We start from the raw sequence: 15732 nt of genomic DNA, 5'->3' as shown, positions 1-15732 counted from the left end.
AAATTATTCATACAAATAAAAATTTGTATATACTTACAAAAATATTTTTTTATGTTTTTATATTAATAAACAAGTATTATATTGCATTGAAAAATATTTTTATAAAATAAATTGTTTGATAAAAATATTTATAATTTAATATAAATTTAAATAATTTTAAAATATTTTACATATTTTCAACTGCATTTATAAAATAAATATTTTAAATAAATAAAATATTATTTTTTATTGTGATATTAAAAATTTTAGGATAACGAACATAAGATAAATATAAACCAGAAGCAGGAACAGTTGGACCAGCAATCGTTCTATTTTTTTTTTCTAATACTGATTTTATCCATTCTATACTTTTTTTATTCGACCCAATTTCAATTAATGAACCTGTAATATTTCTTACCATGCGATATAAAAAAGAATTACTTTCAATTGAAAGCACTACTAAATTTCTTTTACGAATTATACTAATTGATTTAATTATTTTAATAGGATTATTAGACTGACAATATTTAGCTCGAAAAGCGCTAAAATCATGTTTTCCAATGAGAAATACAGCAGCTTGATTCATTTTGTTAATATCTAATCTATGATGGTAAAAATGATATGATCTATTATTTTTTAAAGCGCTGCGAAAAATAGAATTATTTATAATATATTGATAACTTCTCGTAATAACACTGTATCTTGCATGAAAAGTATTAACAACAAAACACCCTCCAAAAACAGAAATATTTTTAGGAAGGTAATAGTTTGCACCTAATATCCAAGATTTGATATTTCTTTTTGAATTAGTAATAAAATGTATAATCTGACCAACGCTATGAACTCCAGCATCTGTACGACCAGCACATACAACCTTAATTGGATGATTGGCTATTTTTGACAATGCTAATTCTAATGCTAATTGAATGGTAGCTGTATGGTTTTGAGTTTGCCAACCACAATAGTTCGAACCATCGTATTCAATACCTAATGCGATTTTTATCATATTTTATAAAATTTATGCTGAAATCAAATGAATTATATAGAATGTTTATATATTTATATCACAACACTCTTATTACAAAATATTTTTAAAAATATATTATTTAAATTCATGTTAAAATTAAAAACAAAAAATTAAAAAAAATTAATTTGTTAATTAATCCTAATTACCCATTATTTAAAATAAAATATAAAAAAATATTTTTTTATCAAAAAAATAATATTAATATTATTTTTAATAATTAATTAATACAAGTTTTACTGTATACACAATCTTAAAACATTTAATCATTTTTATTAAAGACCTAATTTATAATACAAAAGGATAAATTAAAATGAAAAATAAAAAAAAAATTTCTTCTTTAAGCATTCTTGCAGTTGCTGGAGTATATCCTTATAGAGAAAAAAAAGAAGAAACTTATATGAATGATTTTCAATTAGAACATTTTAAAAAAATATTAATAGCATGGAAAAATCAACTTGTATTTGAACTAGATAGAAAAAACTCTTATCCTGAAGATGAATCTACTAATTTTCCTGATCCTATTGACCGAGCTGTGCAAGAAGAAGAATTTAGTTTAAAATTACGAAATAAAGAAAGAGAAAGAAAAATTATCAAAAAAATAGAACATACATTAAAGAAAATAGATGCAAAAGAATTTGGATATTGTACATCCTGTGGAATTGAAATCGGAATAAAAAGATTAGAAGCTAGACCAACAGCCAATCTTTGTATAGACTGTAAAACATTAGAAGAAATTCGAGCAAAACAAATATTAAGATAATAGATTTATATTTATACCAGATATCGGATAGTATATATTTATAAAATATAGAAGTAAAATTACAATAATTATTAAAAAAAATAGTTTTTTAAGAATTTTTTAAAAAACTATTTTAAATTATAACTTTTCCTATATACGGTAAATAACGATAAGATTGAATATAATCAATACCATACCCTACAACAAAACAATCAGGAATAGAAAAACCAACATAATCTACTTTAATATGAACTTCCCTACGTTCTGGTTTATCTAATAAAGTACATACCGATAATGATTGAGGATTTCTAATTTGTAATATTTCTAATACTTTACTTAAAGTTTGACCAGAATCAATAATATCTTCAATAATAAGAACATGTTTATTCAAAATGTCTTCTTCTAAATCCTTAAGTATCTTTACATCTCCACTTGGAAGCATTCCTCTTCCATAACTAGATGTTGTCATAAAATCAACTTCATGATGAATATCTATTGACCTACATAAATCAGCTATAAAAATAAAAGAACCTCTTAGTAGTCCAACTAAAATCATCTTATGTTTGCTTTGTTTATAGTTTTGAGTAATTTGTTTTCCAAGTTCACGTATTCTTTTTTTTATTTCGTGTTCTGAAATAATACTTTTAATATGAATATTCATAAATTTTATTTAATTTGAAAAAAAATTATATGTAATTGTATTAATAAAATCAAAGTATATATGAATTTTATAATAAATAAAATAAGGTCATGAAAAAAATTTTTAAAATATATAAATAAAAATATTTTATAATAATAAAAATAAAAATATACTCATAAATTCTATTTAATAAAAATATGTACACATAAAAAATGTATAATTCATTCATTCACAGTAATATTGAAAAAATAAATTTTTAATTAACTTATACCCTTAACTCATATAAAATAAATGATTATTAAACAAATGTTACTCAACCATCAATTATTTATTGAACGATTTAAATTCTTAAATAAAAATAAAAATTTTTTTTATGACATATTTTACTTTAATTAAATTATTATAAAATAATAATGTATTTAACTTAATAAACATTTATATTTTCAATTAAATAAAAGAGAAAAAAAACCATTATGCAAGTACTAAAGTTTGGCGGTTCATCATTAGCTAACGCAAAATTATTTTTATTAGTTGCTGATATTATAATAAAAAAAAAACAAAAATCACCTGTAGCTATAGTTCTATCCGCTCCAAAAAAAATAACAAATTACTTAATTCATTCAATAAATAATAGTCTCAAGAATGATAACTACATAGCAGACATTTCTAAAATAAAAAAAATTTTTTTTACCATAATTGAAGAATTACATAAAAACAATAAATGTTTTAACTATAAAAAAATAAAAAAAATAATAGAAAAAGAAATTGAAGAAGTTGCAGATATTTTAAAATTAATTAATTTTTCACAACAATGTTCCGATCAAAAAAAAGCAATAATAATTTCTAAAGGAGAAATATTATCTGTAATAGTTATGAACGAAATTTTTCAATCAATACAATATGAAACAACGATTATACAACCTCAAAAAAATATTATTACTAAAAAAAATTATTTAAATTGCACTGCTAATATACAAGAATCAAAAAAGAATATAAAAAAGTTAAAAATAGAAAAAAATAAAATTATTATAATGCCCGGATTTATTGCTGGAAACAAAAATCAAGAGATAGTTGTCTTAGGAAGAGACGGATCAGATTACTCTGCAGCTATTTTATCCGTATGTCTTAATGCATCATTATGCGAAATATGGACAGATGTAAATGGTATTTATTCTTATGATCCTAGATTAATTCATAAAGCGATATTATTAAAAAATTTATCTTATAATGAAGCTGCAACTTTTTCTTATTTAGGAGCAAAAGTATTACATCCAAAAACACTTGAACCATTAAAAAATACTAATATTGCTTGTAAAATAAAAAATACTTTTGATTGGAAAAAAGAAGGAACCTATATTTCTAACAATCAAGAAAAAAATAAATCTATTAAAGGAATTACTCAATTAAATAATTTTACAGTAATTTATATTACTATAAAAAAATGCATAGAGTTAAATAACATTTTTAATAAAATTCAAAATATTATACAAGATAATAAAATAAAAATTTTTTCTTATAATTTTTTATTATCATCATGTCAATTAATGATTTGTTTTGACGAAAACGATGAAAATATTACACAGATAGAAATAAATAAATTTTTTTATAACGAAATACATCAAAAGAAAATAGAAATAAGTAAAATATTACAAAATATATCTATTGTTTCTATAGTAGGAAATGAAGAATCATTACAAAAAGTATTATATTCTAAAATATATAATATTTTATATAAAAATAAAATTAAAATTATTGATCACATACAAAAAACATCAAATCATTCTTTATCAATATTAATAAAAAATAACCAAGCAAACAATAACTTAAATTTTATACAACATTTACATGATTTTCTATTCAACTACAAAAACAAAAAAATTATTGAAATATTTATTATAGGAATTGGAAAAATAGGTCAAGAATTATTGCAACAAATAAAAACCCAAAAACAAACATTAGAATTAAATAATATTCATCTAAAAGTATGTAGCATTTCTAATTCAAAAAAAATTATTTTTTGTAAAAAAGGAATAAAATTAGATAATTGTATAGAATTATTAAATCAATCAAAACAACTATTTGATATTCTTTGGTTAAAAGAAAATATTTATAAAAATAATTTTAATAACCCAATATTAATTGATTGTACTTCTAGTCAAAAAATTGCTGATCAATATTGTGATTTTATAAAAAATAAAATACATATTATTACGCCAAATAAAAAAGCTAATACTGGTAATTATTCTTACTATCAAAAATTAAAAGATAATTCAATTCAATTTAATACAAAATTTTTATATGAAGCTAATGTTGGAGCTGGATTGCCAATAATAGATAATTTAAAAAAATTATTATTATCAGGAGATACATTAATTAATTTTCAAGGAATACTTTCAGGATCGTTATCATTCATTTTTGGAAAATTAGAAGAAGGTATTTCTTTTTCAGATGCAGTAAAACAAGCTATGGAAAACGGATTTACTGAACCAAATCCAATGGATGATTTATCGGGAATAGATGTAGCAAGAAAACTATTAATTTTAGCTCGCGAATGTGGATATAAAAAAGAACTCGAAGATATTGAAATAGAACCTATTATACCATATGCAATTAGCAAAGAATTTTATAAAAATGTTGATTTGTTAAAAAACATTTCAAAAATAAATCATATTTTTGATGAAAAAATAAAAACATCTTCCTCTAAAAATAAAGTATTAAGATATATTGGTACAATTAATGAAATCGGCAAATGCAGCATTAAAATAGTTGCAATTAATAATCAACATCCGTTATTTTCTGTCAAAAATGGAGAAAATGCTTTAGCTTTTCACACAAAATATTATCAACCTTTACCGTTAGTTATAAGAGGATATGGAGCTGGAACTAAAGTAACCGCTGCTGGTATTTTTTCAGATATTCTTAAAATAATATCATAGGAGAATAAGGAAACTAAAAAATTATGATAAAAATTTATGCTCCAGCTTCTATAGGTAATATAAACGTTGGATTCGATATTTTAGGAGCGTCTATTTCTCCTATCGATCAATCCTTATTAGGAGACTGTGTCACTATTTCACATTCGAAAGAATTTTTTTTAAAAACTACAGGTGATTTCGCTCATGAATTACCAAAAGATATAACAAATAATATAGTTTGGCAATGTTGGTTATCTTTTTGTAAAAAAATTAATCAAAAAGTACCTGTGTCAATAATTTTAGAAAAAAATATGCCTATAGGTTCTGGTTTAGGATCAAGCGCATGTTCAATCGTAGCAACGTTAGTTGCTTTAAATAAATTATTTAATAATCCTATTAATCAAAACGATTTATTAATACTTATGGGATCTTTAGAAGGGGTTATTTCTGGTACTGTGCATTATGATAATGTAGCTCCATGTTATCTAGGAGGTATACAATTAATTATAAATCAAAAAAAAATCATAAGCCAATCTATTCCTAATTGTAATGATTGGTTTTGGGTCATAACTTGGCCGGGAATTAATATTAATACTGCAGAATCTCGAAGTTTACTTCCTAATCAATATCCTAAAGAAACATGTATTAATCATGGAAGATATGTTGCAAGTTTTATTCACGCTTCGCATACAATGCAATATAATTTAGCTGCAAATTTAATGAAAGATTTAATTGCAGAACCTTATCGATCTTCTTTAATACCTAATTTTAAAAAGATAAAAAAAGAAATCATTCAACAAGGAAGTTTAGTATGTGGTATATCTGGATCAGGCCCTAGTATATTCGCAATATGTAGTGATATCGATACTGCTAAAAAAATTGAACAAAAAATTATTCATAATCATATTATTCAAAAAAATGGATTTGTTAAAATTTGTAAAATAAACAATATTGGAGCCCAAACAATAGGTTAATATAATGAAATTATATAATTTAAAAAATCATTCAGAAGAAGTTAGTTTTTCTGAAGCAGTAAAATTAGGATTAGGAACAAATCAAGGGCTTTTTTTTCCAACAGAATTGCCTGAAATTTCAAAAAAACAACTAGATCAAATTTTAAAAATGGATTTTATATCAAGAAGTAGTAAAATACTAGGATTATTTATTGGAAATGAAATAAGTAAAAAAGATTTATATAAAACAGTTCAAAAATCTTTTGATTTTCCAGGACCTATTATTCATAAAGTAGAAAAAAACATATCTTGTTTAGAAGTATTTCATGGCCCTACATTAGCTTTTAAAGATTTTGGAGCTCGTTTTATGGCTCAAATATTATCGTATTTTAATAAAAATAACGATGAATACGTTACTATATTAACAGCAACTTCTGGAGATACAGGGGCTGCTGTAGCACATGCTTTTTACAAAATGCATAACATACGTGTAGTAATTCTTTATCCAAAGGGAAAAATAAGCGAATTTCAAAAAAAAATGTTTTGTACTTTAGGAAAAAATATTACTACAATAGCTATTGATGGTAGCTTTGACGACTGCCAGTCATTAGTCAAACAAGCTTTTCAGGATGAACAACTAAGAAAAAAAACTGGACTAAATTCTGCTAATTCTATTAATATTAGTCGTTTACTAGCTCAAATTTGTTATTATTTTGAAGCATATTCTATGCTACCTGAAAATAATAGAAATAAATTAATTATTTCTATTCCTTGTGGAAATTTTGGAAATTTAACAGCTGGATTATTAGCAAAATCTTTAGGATTACCAATTCAATCTTTTATAGCAGCTACAAATTCTAATGATACAGTTCCAAGATTTTTAAAAACTGGTATATGGAAACCTAATAAAACAGTTTCAACAATTTCTAATGCTATGGATATTAGTCAACCTAATAATTGGCCTCGTGTAGAAGAATTATTTAAAAGAAAAAAATGGAATTTAAAAGATTTGGGTTATGGCAGCCTATCAGATACTTTAACTAAAGAAACATTATTAAATTTACATAAAATAAACTATATATCTGAACCACATGCAGCAATTGCTTACAGATTATTAAAAAAACAATTAAAAAAAGACGAATATGGATTATTTTTAGGAACAGCTCATCCATCTAAATTTAAAACAACAATTGAAAAAATATTAAATACTACAATTCCTATTCCACAAGAATTACTAAATCAAATTAATCTACCTTCATTGTCATATAACATGGTTCCTAATTTTTTACAATTAAAAGATTTCCTTTTAAAAAAATAATATTTGTTTGAAATAAAAAATTAGAAAAGCTAACAAAAAATACAAATTTTTATACTTTTGTTAGCTTTTATACAAAATAAATCTTTATAGATTAAAAAATTACTTAATGTGCTAATTACTAAATATTAAATAAAATATGAATAATATCACCATCTTGAACAATATATTTCCTACCTTCTGTTCTATATTTTCCTGTTTTTTTTGCTCCAAGTTCACCTTTACATGTAATAAAGTCATTAAAAGATATAACTTGAGCGCGAATAAAACCTTTTTTTAAATCACTATGTATTTTTCTTGCAGCTTCAGTAACATATTTTTCTTTTTCAATAGTCCAAGCTTTAATTTGCTTAATTCCAACAGTAAAAAAAGTATTTAACTTTAATAGTTGAAAACCTGTAGAAATAATTTTATTAATAATATTTTTACGATAATTGTTAATTGTAATTAAATCATTATCATTTATGTTTTTATGTAATGTATTATTATTAAAAATATTTAATTTTACTAAATGTGCATCATGTCTATTACAAAACCTTTCTAATTCTTTTAAACATACTGTTTCTTTTAAATTATTTCCAATATTAGCAATATACATTACTGGTTTTATTGTTAAAAATCTTAAAATTTTAATTTCTTTTAATTCTTCTTGATTCAAGATTAAATCTTTTAACATTTTTTTTTGTTTTAGATGCATTAAACATTTATTTAAAACAACTGTTTTTTTATGAAAAAAAACATTTTTTTTTAAATTATTATTTATTTTTTTTAATTCAATTGTGCAAGTATTAATATCCGCATAAATTAATTCTAAATTAATTACTGAAATATCTCTTATAGGATTAATTGAATCATAAAAATGAATAATATCTTGATTAATAAAGCATCGCACTACATGAACTAGAGCGTCTACATCTTTAATATTTTGTAAAAATTGATTACCTAAACCTTCTCCTTTATGAGCATTCTTAACTAATCCAGCTATATCAACAAATTCTATTGTATTAGGTATGATTAACTTTGAACGAACAATTTTTTGTAACTGCATAAGTCGATTATCTTGAACAGGTACAAAAGCAGAATTAGGTTTAATAGTACAAAATGGATAATTTTCAGAAGATACATTAGATTCTGTTAAAATATTAAATAAAGTCGATTTCCCAACGTTAGGTAATCCAATTAATCCACATTTAAATCCCATATTTTTTTTCCATGCATTACTAATCTTAACACGTAAATCTTCAATTATTTTTTTTAAAAAAAATAAATAACATTAATATTTGTTTTTATATAAAAAATAATGATCAATTATTACATTTATTATTAATGAAACGATCAATCAAACAGAAAATATCATTTATCGATTCTAAAATTAATTTATTTTCTAATTCTGAAGGATGAGAAAGAACAAAATTACTAACATCTTTTTTGTGTTTTGGACGACCAATACCTATACGAATTCTATTAAACAAAATTGGCTGTTTATTGTTTAAAAATTTTTTGTTTAATGCATTGATAATGCTTTTTAAACCATTATGACCGCTACTACCTGTAGCATATTTATATTTTACTAAACCTGCTTTTAATTCCAAATCATCGTGTATAATTAAAATATTATCAATAACAATATTATAAAATCTTAAAAATCGTAATAATGCATTACCACTTAAATTAATATATGTATTTGGAACAAATAAAAAAGATTTATAGTTTACATCTTTTATATAACCAACTTGTCCCAAAAATTTTTTTTTTCAATCATTTTAATATGATTAACATAAGCATATTTATAAACAAAATAAGAACCTAAATTATGCCGTGTTTTATGATAATTATCTGTTGGATTACCTAAACCAACTATAAGTTTTGTTTGATTCAAATAATCACCTTTTTTATATATGTAAAAGCGTTTGATTTAAATATTTAAATACAGCTAAGATTTTTGTTCAAATCGCAACATTGCTTCATCCCAATTCAATATTTGCCAAAAAGACTGGACATAATCTATTCTTCTATTTTTGTATTTCAAATAATAAGCATGTTCCCAAAGATCTAAACCAAAAATAGGATAACCAGAAATTCCACAAATACTTTCTCCCATCAATGGATTATCTTGATTAAAAGTTGTTTCTATAAATAATTTATTATTCTTTTTAATTAACCAAACCCAACCAGATCCAAAATGACTTATTGCTTTATTTTCAAACTCTTTTTTAAAATTGTCCATAGAATTAAAATTTGTTTCTATTGCTTGTTTTAACGATCCATGAACTAATGTTCCTCTTTTTAAACATTTCCAAAATAAAACGTGATTAATATGCCCGCCAGCATTATTTCTTAATTTTATAAAATTTATATTTGTGTTTGAAGAAGAATATAAATCTTTTAAAGATAATATTAACGATTCGATAGGAATTGGATTTAATTCCATTATTTTAATAATATTATTTGTATTATCAATATATGCTTGATGATGTTTAGTATGATGAATTTCCATTGTTTCAGCATCAATAAATGGTTCAAAACTATTATATGCATAATCTAACTGAGGAAGTAGATAATTCATTTTGTTATATCCTTTTATTTCAAAATAGAAACAATTAATAAATATAAACTTTTTAATCATTAAAATCTATAATTAAATTTTTTTACAATAATAAATATTATTTTAATTTTTTTTTAATAAAATACAATAAAAAAAATAAATTATGTTTGTTATTTATAATAATTAAAATAAAAAAATCAAAAATTGATTATCGAATCACTATATAATAAATATAAAAATATTTAAATCATAAAAAATAAATTTTTATATAAAAATATTTATTTCAAAGTAATTTAAAAATAATTAAAAAATTATAAAATTTAAATTACGAATTTTAAATGAACATGTTATTTTATAGCATATATAAAAAATAATTTAAAATATTATACAAATGAGTTGAACTATGCAAATAGAAAAAAAAAAATGTTTATTAAATAATAGATTTAGAAGTTTTTATCCTGTTATTATTGACATAGAAACAGCTGGTTTTGATTCAAAAAAACACGCGTTATTAGAAATTGCTGCTATTACTCTAAAAATGGATGCATTAGGATGGATATATAAAGAAAAAACAATGCATTTCCATATACAGCCATTTAATGGATCAGAAATTGATAAAGACGCCTTACTATTTAATAAAATTGATCCATTTAATCCATTAAGAGGAGCTATCAGCGAAAAAAAAGCACTAAAAAAAATATTTAATGAAATTAAAAAAGGTATTCAATCTAATCATTGTAGCAAAGCAATTATTGTGGCTCATAATGCAATGTTTGATTATAATTTTTTAATGGCTGCAATATCTCGTACACAAATTGATTCTAATCCATTTCATCCGTTTGCTACTTTTGATACAGCTTCATTAAGCGGATTAATTTTAGGCCAAACTGTTTTATCTAAAGCATGTAAAAAAGCAGGGCTAAATTTTGATAATAGTCAAGCACATTCTGCTTTATATGATACGATACAAACAGCTAATTTATTTTGTGAATTAGTAAATCGATGGAAAAGAATGGGTGGATGGCCTCTTGAACATAACGAAAATAAAAAATTAAAAAATAATAATACTAATTAGTTTTATAATTTTTAAAAAATAATAATTTAAAAGAAAATTTTATATTATTTATTTAATTCAAATTATTTTACAAAAATTAATGTAATTTAATTCATTTTAAATAAACAATATTAGTATCAGTATTAATATACTGTATCTATTTAATACTGATACTATAAAAATAGTAAATTTATTTTACAATCTATTTACATTAGATATGTAAATAACAATGTGTTTTTATATAGATAAAAACTCATATTAATTTTTTTTAAATTAAACAACTATTTTATTAATTCAGCTTTATTAAAAATATTTTTTAATTCACCAGAATCTAAAAGTTCTAAAATAATATTACAACCTCCAATTAATTCTCCTTTAACCCATAACTGAGGAAAAGTAGGCCAATTCGAATACTTTGGTAAAGCTTCTCGAATTAATGGATGTTCTAAAACATCTACAAAAGCAAAACGTATATTACATTGATTTAAAGCATTTACTGCTTGAGATGAAAAACCGCAACTAGGTTGTTCAGGAGTTCCTTTCATATATAACAAAATTGAATTTTCTTTAATTTGTTTTTTTATTTGTTCTAAAGCATTCATATATTAATCCTAATATAATTAAAATATTTTTAAATTTATGTGTAATCATAATTGTACAAAAAAAAATTTTATTATAAAATACTTATAAAAAATAAAATGTTAATAACAATATCATGTATAAAATACTTAATAATTAACAATAAAATATATTAATAGACTTTAAAATTACAATCAGGTAGTATGATATTACTATATCATAAATACATATATTAAAATATTAGGGGCTGTTTCTAGGATTCGACAAAAATATCAAAAAATTAAAGGTGCATGTCGAGGAACGGTTGCCTCGTAAAAAACCGTAATAAAAATAAATGCAAACAATAAAAAATACGCTTTAGCAGCTTAAAACACTGGTTTAAAGCCCTTTCTTTCTAAAAAAATTTGTCTCTTTAATAAAATTTAGAAATTAATAGAAAGGTCATATAAAAATAAGAGAAATGTTTAGAAATTCTTACGGTCTAAACAATTAATGAGTAAGACAAATGTTTTTATTTTTTTTTCTAATATTTAATTAATACATTTGATAGATATATAAAAAATAGAATAAACATGTAGAACCTTTATTATTAGAATTTTTGGACGCGGGTTCGATTCCCGCCAGCTCCATAATATAATTTATATATTTTAATGGACATTTTCAGTGTAATTTACTTAAAATTAAATTTTAATTTAAAATAATTAAATTATATTTAAATATAATAATCATTATTATTACGTTAAATATTAATTTAATAAAAAATACAAAACTTAAATAAAAAATTTTTTAGATATAAATATAATTTGTTTATACATGATAACTGAAGTGGTTATTTATAAAAAAGTAATTTATATAAGGATTATTGTATGAATATTAAAAAAAAAGAATCTGAATTAAATAAAAAAGATATTAAAAGTAACGATATAATAGAAGAAAAAAATACACCAAATGAAATTCAAGATGATATAAAAATATTAAAAAAAAATATTACCGATTTAGAAAAAGAAGAATTAAACATAAAATTACGAACACAAGCAGAAATAGAAAATATTCATAAAAGAATAAGTATTAAAAAAAAACAAATAGAACAAGATATCTATGTTAAATTTACACAAAATATAATTTCATTAATAGACGAATTTGAAACTATATATTCCCAAATAAATGCACTAAATAAAACAATAAAAAACAAAAATATTGAAGGCATTAAACTGATTATTAAATCTTTTTTTAATATAATATCAAAATATAATATAAAAAAAATAGGATGTATTGATGACGAATTTAATAACGATTTACATGAAATAGATAAGAATACTATTATTCAAAATAATAAAGAAAAAAAATATTTTATTAGCAAAATAATTAAATCAGGGTATTCCTTTAAAAATACAGTACTACGTAAAGCTATAATTCAAATTCATATAAAAAAATAAATTTTTAAAATATATAAATAAAAAATTATACCAATTCTATTTTTATAAAAAAATATGTAAACTACTTACTATATAGTTACCATATTATTGGTTTTTTTTTTTGAAACAACAATAATTTATTTGACTTAGAAAAATGTTTACAACCAAAAAATCCCTTATAAGCTGAAAAAGGAGATGGATGAGATGTTTTTAAGATAAAATGTTTACTATTGTCAATAAATTGTTCTAATTCATGAGCATGTTTACCCCATAATAAAAAAATAATACCTTTATGATATTTGCTAATTAAATGTATTACTTGATTAGTAAAAGTATTCCAACCTATTTTAGAATGAGAATTAGATTTACCTTGCTCTACTGTTAAAATTCTATTTAATAAAAAAACACCTTGTTTTGCCCATTGTATTAAACACCCATTTTTCGGATAAACGAAACATGGTATATCTGATTGCAATTCATAAAAAATATTTTTTAATGAAGGTGGAAAATTTTTTGTTGTTAAAACAGAAAAAGCTAATCCATGTGCTTGTTGTGGCAGAATATAAGGATCTTGACCAACAAGAACAATTTTTATTGTATTAAATGGAGTAAACTTAAAAGCATTAAATACATCATTTGAATGAGGAAAAATTTTTTTTTTGATTCGTTCTTTATATAAAAAATTCATTAATTGTATAAAATATTTTTTATTTTTTTCCTCTGATAAAATATCTTTCCAAGAAAAAATGTTATTCATATACATGATTACCTTATTAATATATACAAAATTAATCTTTAATACAATCATAAAAATTTCAAATATTTTTATATTAAATAAACATTAAAACAATAATTCTAATTATATATTTTATATATACAAAATAAATTTTTTTTTAAAAATTTTTTTAATCAATTAAATAACTATAATTTTAACTGTTTATATAAGGAAAAATTATGAATTTAGTAACATTACCCGCTCCCGACTTTACTGCTTCAGCCGTTTTAAGTAATGGAGAATTTGTAGAAGATTTTAATTTAAAAAAATACATTAACAATAAAATAGCAGTATTATTTTTTTGGCCTATGGATTTTACATTCGTTTGTCCTTCTGAACTCATAGAGTTTAATAATCTATATCCTGAATTCAAGAAAAGAAAAGTAGAACTAATCGGTATTTCAATTGATTCTATTTTTGTACATAATGCATGGAGAAATACTCCTATAAAACAAGGAGGAGTTGGAAAATTAAAATATATTATGGTATCTGATATAAAAAAAGAAATACAAAGATCGTATGATATAGAACATCCCCATATCGGAGTTGCATTACGAGCATCATTTTTAATTGACAAAAACGGGATAATAAGACATCAAACAGTTAATGATCTACCTTTTGGTAGAAATATATCAGAAATAATTCGAATGATAGATGCATTACAATTCCACGAAAAAAATGGAGAAGTATGTCCTGTAAATTGGAAAAAAGGAAATAAAGGAATGCATCCTAGCCCGGAAGGAGTAATAAAATATTTCAATGAAAAGTAACAAGTTACTTAGTGCATGATAGATAATCGATATCATATCTATTTTTTTAAATAATAAAACCAGTATATGAAAATATAATATGCTGGTTTTATAGAACTTTATAACGAAAACAATTTTATACAAAATAAATTATAGTAATTCTTCATCTTGATCATCTAAATCCAAAATATTTTCATAATCATCTGTTTCATAATCATGCTCAATATTATTATCTTCGTAATACACTTCTTCTATATTAGTAGTTTGTTCATGTAAATTATTATCATGTATATGCATTGGTTCATTATATTCTTCTATTCTATCTACTTCAATAGAACCACTGTTAGGTGTAGAATGAAAAAAATCAGTTATCATATTTCCAATAACCATACCTCCTGCTATCCCAGCAGCTGTTTGCGCTGCATTACCTAAAAAACTACTAACCCCTCCCCCTCCAATAGAATATGAATTTTGTGGATTATTTGATTTAGTATTAGGATAAATTGTAGAATTTTTTTCAAAACCATTATTGTTTACTTTATTGTCTATATTTTGCGTAACATTTTCTTCTTTTTGTTTAACTTTAGAACCAAATAATCCTGATAAAAAACTCGGTTTAGAATTTTCTTTATCATTATAAGAAACAATTTTTTTTTCTAATTCAGAAATGCGATTATTTAATTTTTTTACAATATTTTCATGTACTAATAGCGTTTGTATAATATAATATATTGAATTTGGATTATGTTTTACAAGATTATTAATAAGATTATCAGCTTCAGTATTTTTTTCTGGAAATTGATCTGCAGTTTTTTTTACTCTCTCAAATAAATCCTCAATTAATTTTTTTTCTTCAATATGCATAATATCAATATCCTCTATCATAGATAAATAATTAATTAGAAAATTACATTTTAAATATTTTAATTTTAATTATACAGAAATTTAATGTTTTTGTATTTAAAAATATCTTTGAAAAAAAATATTAACAAAATTGTTTCACATCTTATTAATCAAAATTAAATTATTTCTTTCGATTCACGGAAT

At 22.1% G+C, this 15732-nt stretch carries 16 protein-coding genes and 1 other RNA gene; 8 read left to right on the top strand and 9 right to left on the bottom strand.

What is annotated here, in order from left to right; translation table 11 throughout:
- Positions 1-202: 202 nt before the first annotated feature.
- Entirely contained in the window at positions 203-985 is a 783-nt protein-coding gene (gene truA, locus AB4W61_RS00845; RefSeq protein WP_367679094.1) for a tRNA pseudouridine(38-40) synthase TruA, read from the bottom strand.
- Positions 986-1310: 325 nt separating this feature from the next.
- Here truA and dksA point away from each other — a divergent pair, with 325 nt between their 5' ends.
- Positions 1311-1766 (top strand): RNA polymerase-binding protein DksA, encoded by a 456-nt coding sequence (gene dksA / locus AB4W61_RS00840; RefSeq protein ID WP_367679152.1) that lies wholly within the window; start codon positions 1311-1313, stop codon positions 1764-1766.
- 112 nt (positions 1767-1878) lie between these two features.
- Here dksA and hpt read toward each other — a convergent pair whose 3' ends face one another.
- Positions 1879-2406, bottom strand: a complete 528-nt coding sequence (gene hpt / locus AB4W61_RS00835; RefSeq protein WP_367679093.1) for a hypoxanthine phosphoribosyltransferase — start codon at positions 2404-2406, stop codon at positions 1879-1881.
- A 452-nt stretch (positions 2407-2858) separates the two neighbouring features.
- Here hpt and thrA point away from each other — a divergent pair, with 452 nt between their 5' ends.
- From thrA to thrC, 3 genes are read left to right on the top strand one after another with little or no spacing between them, the layout of a single operon-like run.
- Positions 2859-5321 (top strand): bifunctional aspartate kinase/homoserine dehydrogenase I, encoded by a 2463-nt coding sequence (gene thrA, locus AB4W61_RS00830; protein ID WP_367679092.1) that lies wholly within the window; start codon positions 2859-2861, stop codon positions 5319-5321.
- A 23-nt stretch (positions 5322-5344) separates the two neighbouring features.
- Entirely contained in the window at positions 5345-6274 is a 930-nt protein-coding gene (thrB, locus tag AB4W61_RS00825; protein ID WP_367679091.1) for a homoserine kinase, read from the top strand.
- 4 nt (positions 6275-6278) lie between these two features.
- Positions 6279-7571 (top strand): threonine synthase, encoded by a 1293-nt coding sequence (thrC, locus tag AB4W61_RS00820; protein WP_367679090.1) that lies wholly within the window; start codon positions 6279-6281, stop codon positions 7569-7571.
- Positions 7572-7689: 118 nt separating this feature from the next.
- Here the strand turns inward: thrC and ychF are convergent, their stop codons facing one another.
- From ychF to AB4W61_RS00800, 4 genes are all read right to left on the bottom strand, one after another.
- Entirely contained in the window at positions 7690-8769 is a 1080-nt protein-coding gene (gene ychF / locus AB4W61_RS00815) for a redox-regulated ATPase YchF (protein ID WP_367679089.1), read from the bottom strand.
- Positions 8770-8872: 103 nt separating this feature from the next.
- Positions 8873-9310, bottom strand: coding sequence for an aminoacyl-tRNA hydrolase (pth, locus tag AB4W61_RS00810; RefSeq protein WP_367679088.1), 438 nt, complete (start codon positions 9308-9310; stop codon positions 8873-8875).
- A complete protein-coding gene (locus tag AB4W61_RS00805) occupies positions 9289-9447 on the bottom strand; it encodes a hypothetical protein (protein ID WP_367679087.1) in 159 nt (52 codons plus the stop codon). The genes pth and AB4W61_RS00805 overlap by 22 nt, the downstream gene beginning before the upstream one ends.
- Before the next feature lie 54 nt (positions 9448-9501).
- Positions 9502-10134: a Fe-Mn family superoxide dismutase gene (locus tag AB4W61_RS00800; RefSeq protein ID WP_367679086.1), complete on the bottom strand. Its 633-nt coding sequence runs from the start codon at positions 10132-10134 to the stop codon at positions 9502-9504.
- 382 nt (positions 10135-10516) lie between these two features.
- Here AB4W61_RS00800 and rnt point away from each other — a divergent pair, with 382 nt between their 5' ends.
- The gene (rnt, locus tag AB4W61_RS00795; protein ID WP_367679085.1) at positions 10517-11188 is read left to right on the top strand and encodes a ribonuclease T; all 672 of its coding nucleotides are present in this window, start codon (positions 10517-10519) and stop codon (positions 11186-11188) included.
- A 260-nt stretch (positions 11189-11448) separates the two neighbouring features.
- Here the strand turns inward: rnt and grxD are convergent, their stop codons facing one another.
- Positions 11449-11769 (bottom strand): Grx4 family monothiol glutaredoxin, encoded by a 321-nt coding sequence (grxD, locus tag AB4W61_RS00790; RefSeq protein WP_367679084.1) that lies wholly within the window; start codon positions 11767-11769, stop codon positions 11449-11451.
- Positions 11770-11989: 220 nt separating this feature from the next.
- Between grxD and ssrA the strand changes: the two genes are divergently transcribed.
- Together ssrA and grpE are read left to right on the top strand one after the other, a co-directional pair.
- Positions 11990-12378: a transfer-messenger RNA gene (gene ssrA / locus AB4W61_RS00785) on the top strand.
- 234 nt (positions 12379-12612) lie between these two features.
- On the top strand, positions 12613-13182 hold the full coding sequence (gene grpE / locus AB4W61_RS00780) for a nucleotide exchange factor GrpE (RefSeq protein ID WP_367679083.1): 570 nt from the start codon (positions 12613-12615) through the stop codon (positions 13180-13182).
- 76 nt (positions 13183-13258) lie between these two features.
- Here grpE and ung read toward each other — a convergent pair whose 3' ends face one another.
- Positions 13259-13918: a uracil-DNA glycosylase gene (gene ung, locus AB4W61_RS00775; RefSeq protein WP_367679082.1), complete on the bottom strand. Its 660-nt coding sequence runs from the start codon at positions 13916-13918 to the stop codon at positions 13259-13261.
- Between the two features lie 197 nt (positions 13919-14115).
- Between ung and AB4W61_RS00770 the strand changes: the two genes are divergently transcribed.
- Positions 14116-14706, top strand: coding sequence for a peroxiredoxin C (locus AB4W61_RS00770; RefSeq protein ID WP_367679081.1), 591 nt, complete (start codon positions 14116-14118; stop codon positions 14704-14706).
- A gap of 129 nt (positions 14707-14835) precedes the next feature.
- On the opposite strand, the gene AB4W61_RS00765 is transcribed toward AB4W61_RS00770, so the two are convergent.
- Complete coding sequence (locus tag AB4W61_RS00765) at positions 14836-15549, bottom strand: DUF2076 domain-containing protein (RefSeq protein ID WP_367679080.1); 714 nt, start codon at positions 15547-15549, stop codon at positions 14836-14838.
- Positions 15550-15732: the final 183 nt, after the last annotated feature.

It is taken from the genome of Buchnera aphidicola (Thelaxes suberi), assembly GCF_964059005.1.
Lineage (GTDB): Bacteria > Pseudomonadota > Gammaproteobacteria > Enterobacterales > Enterobacteriaceae > Buchnera_I > Buchnera_I aphidicola_C.
This window is presented reverse-complemented; position numbering and strand designations above follow the sequence as displayed.

Bases quoted from the DNA above. Each gene is read 5' to 3' on its own strand.
- truA (WP_367679094.1), bottom strand. From the start codon at position 985: ATGATAAAAATCGCATTAGGTATTGAATACGATGGTTCGAACTATTGT.
- rnt (WP_367679085.1), top strand. From the start codon at position 10,517: ATGCAAATAGAAAAAAAAAAATGTTTATTAAATAATAGATTTAGAAGT.
- AB4W61_RS00770 (WP_367679081.1), top strand. From the start codon at position 14,116: ATGAATTTAGTAACATTACCCGCTCCCGACTTTACTGCTTCAGCCGTT.
- thrC (WP_367679090.1), top strand. From the start codon at position 6,279: ATGAAATTATATAATTTAAAAAATCATTCAGAAGAAGTTAGTTTTTCT.
- grpE (WP_367679083.1), top strand. From the start codon at position 12,613: ATGAATATTAAAAAAAAAGAATCTGAATTAAATAAAAAAGATATTAAA.
- thrA (WP_367679092.1), top strand. From the start codon at position 2,859: ATGCAAGTACTAAAGTTTGGCGGTTCATCATTAGCTAACGCAAAATTA.
- AB4W61_RS00800 (WP_367679086.1), bottom strand. From the start codon at position 10,134: ATGAATTATCTACTTCCTCAGTTAGATTATGCATATAATAGTTTTGAA.
- grxD (WP_367679084.1), bottom strand. From the start codon at position 11,769: ATGAATGCTTTAGAACAAATAAAAAAACAAATTAAAGAAAATTCAATT.
- ychF (WP_367679089.1), bottom strand. From the start codon at position 8,769: ATGGGATTTAAATGTGGATTAATTGGATTACCTAACGTTGGGAAATCG.
- ung (WP_367679082.1), bottom strand. From the start codon at position 13,918: ATGAATAACATTTTTTCTTGGAAAGATATTTTATCAGAGGAAAAAAAT.
- AB4W61_RS00765 (WP_367679080.1), bottom strand. From the start codon at position 15,549: ATGCATATTGAAGAAAAAAAATTAATTGAGGATTTATTTGAGAGAGTA.
- hpt (WP_367679093.1), bottom strand. From the start codon at position 2,406: ATGAATATTCATATTAAAAGTATTATTTCAGAACACGAAATAAAAAAA.
- thrB (WP_367679091.1), top strand. From the start codon at position 5,345: ATGATAAAAATTTATGCTCCAGCTTCTATAGGTAATATAAACGTTGGA.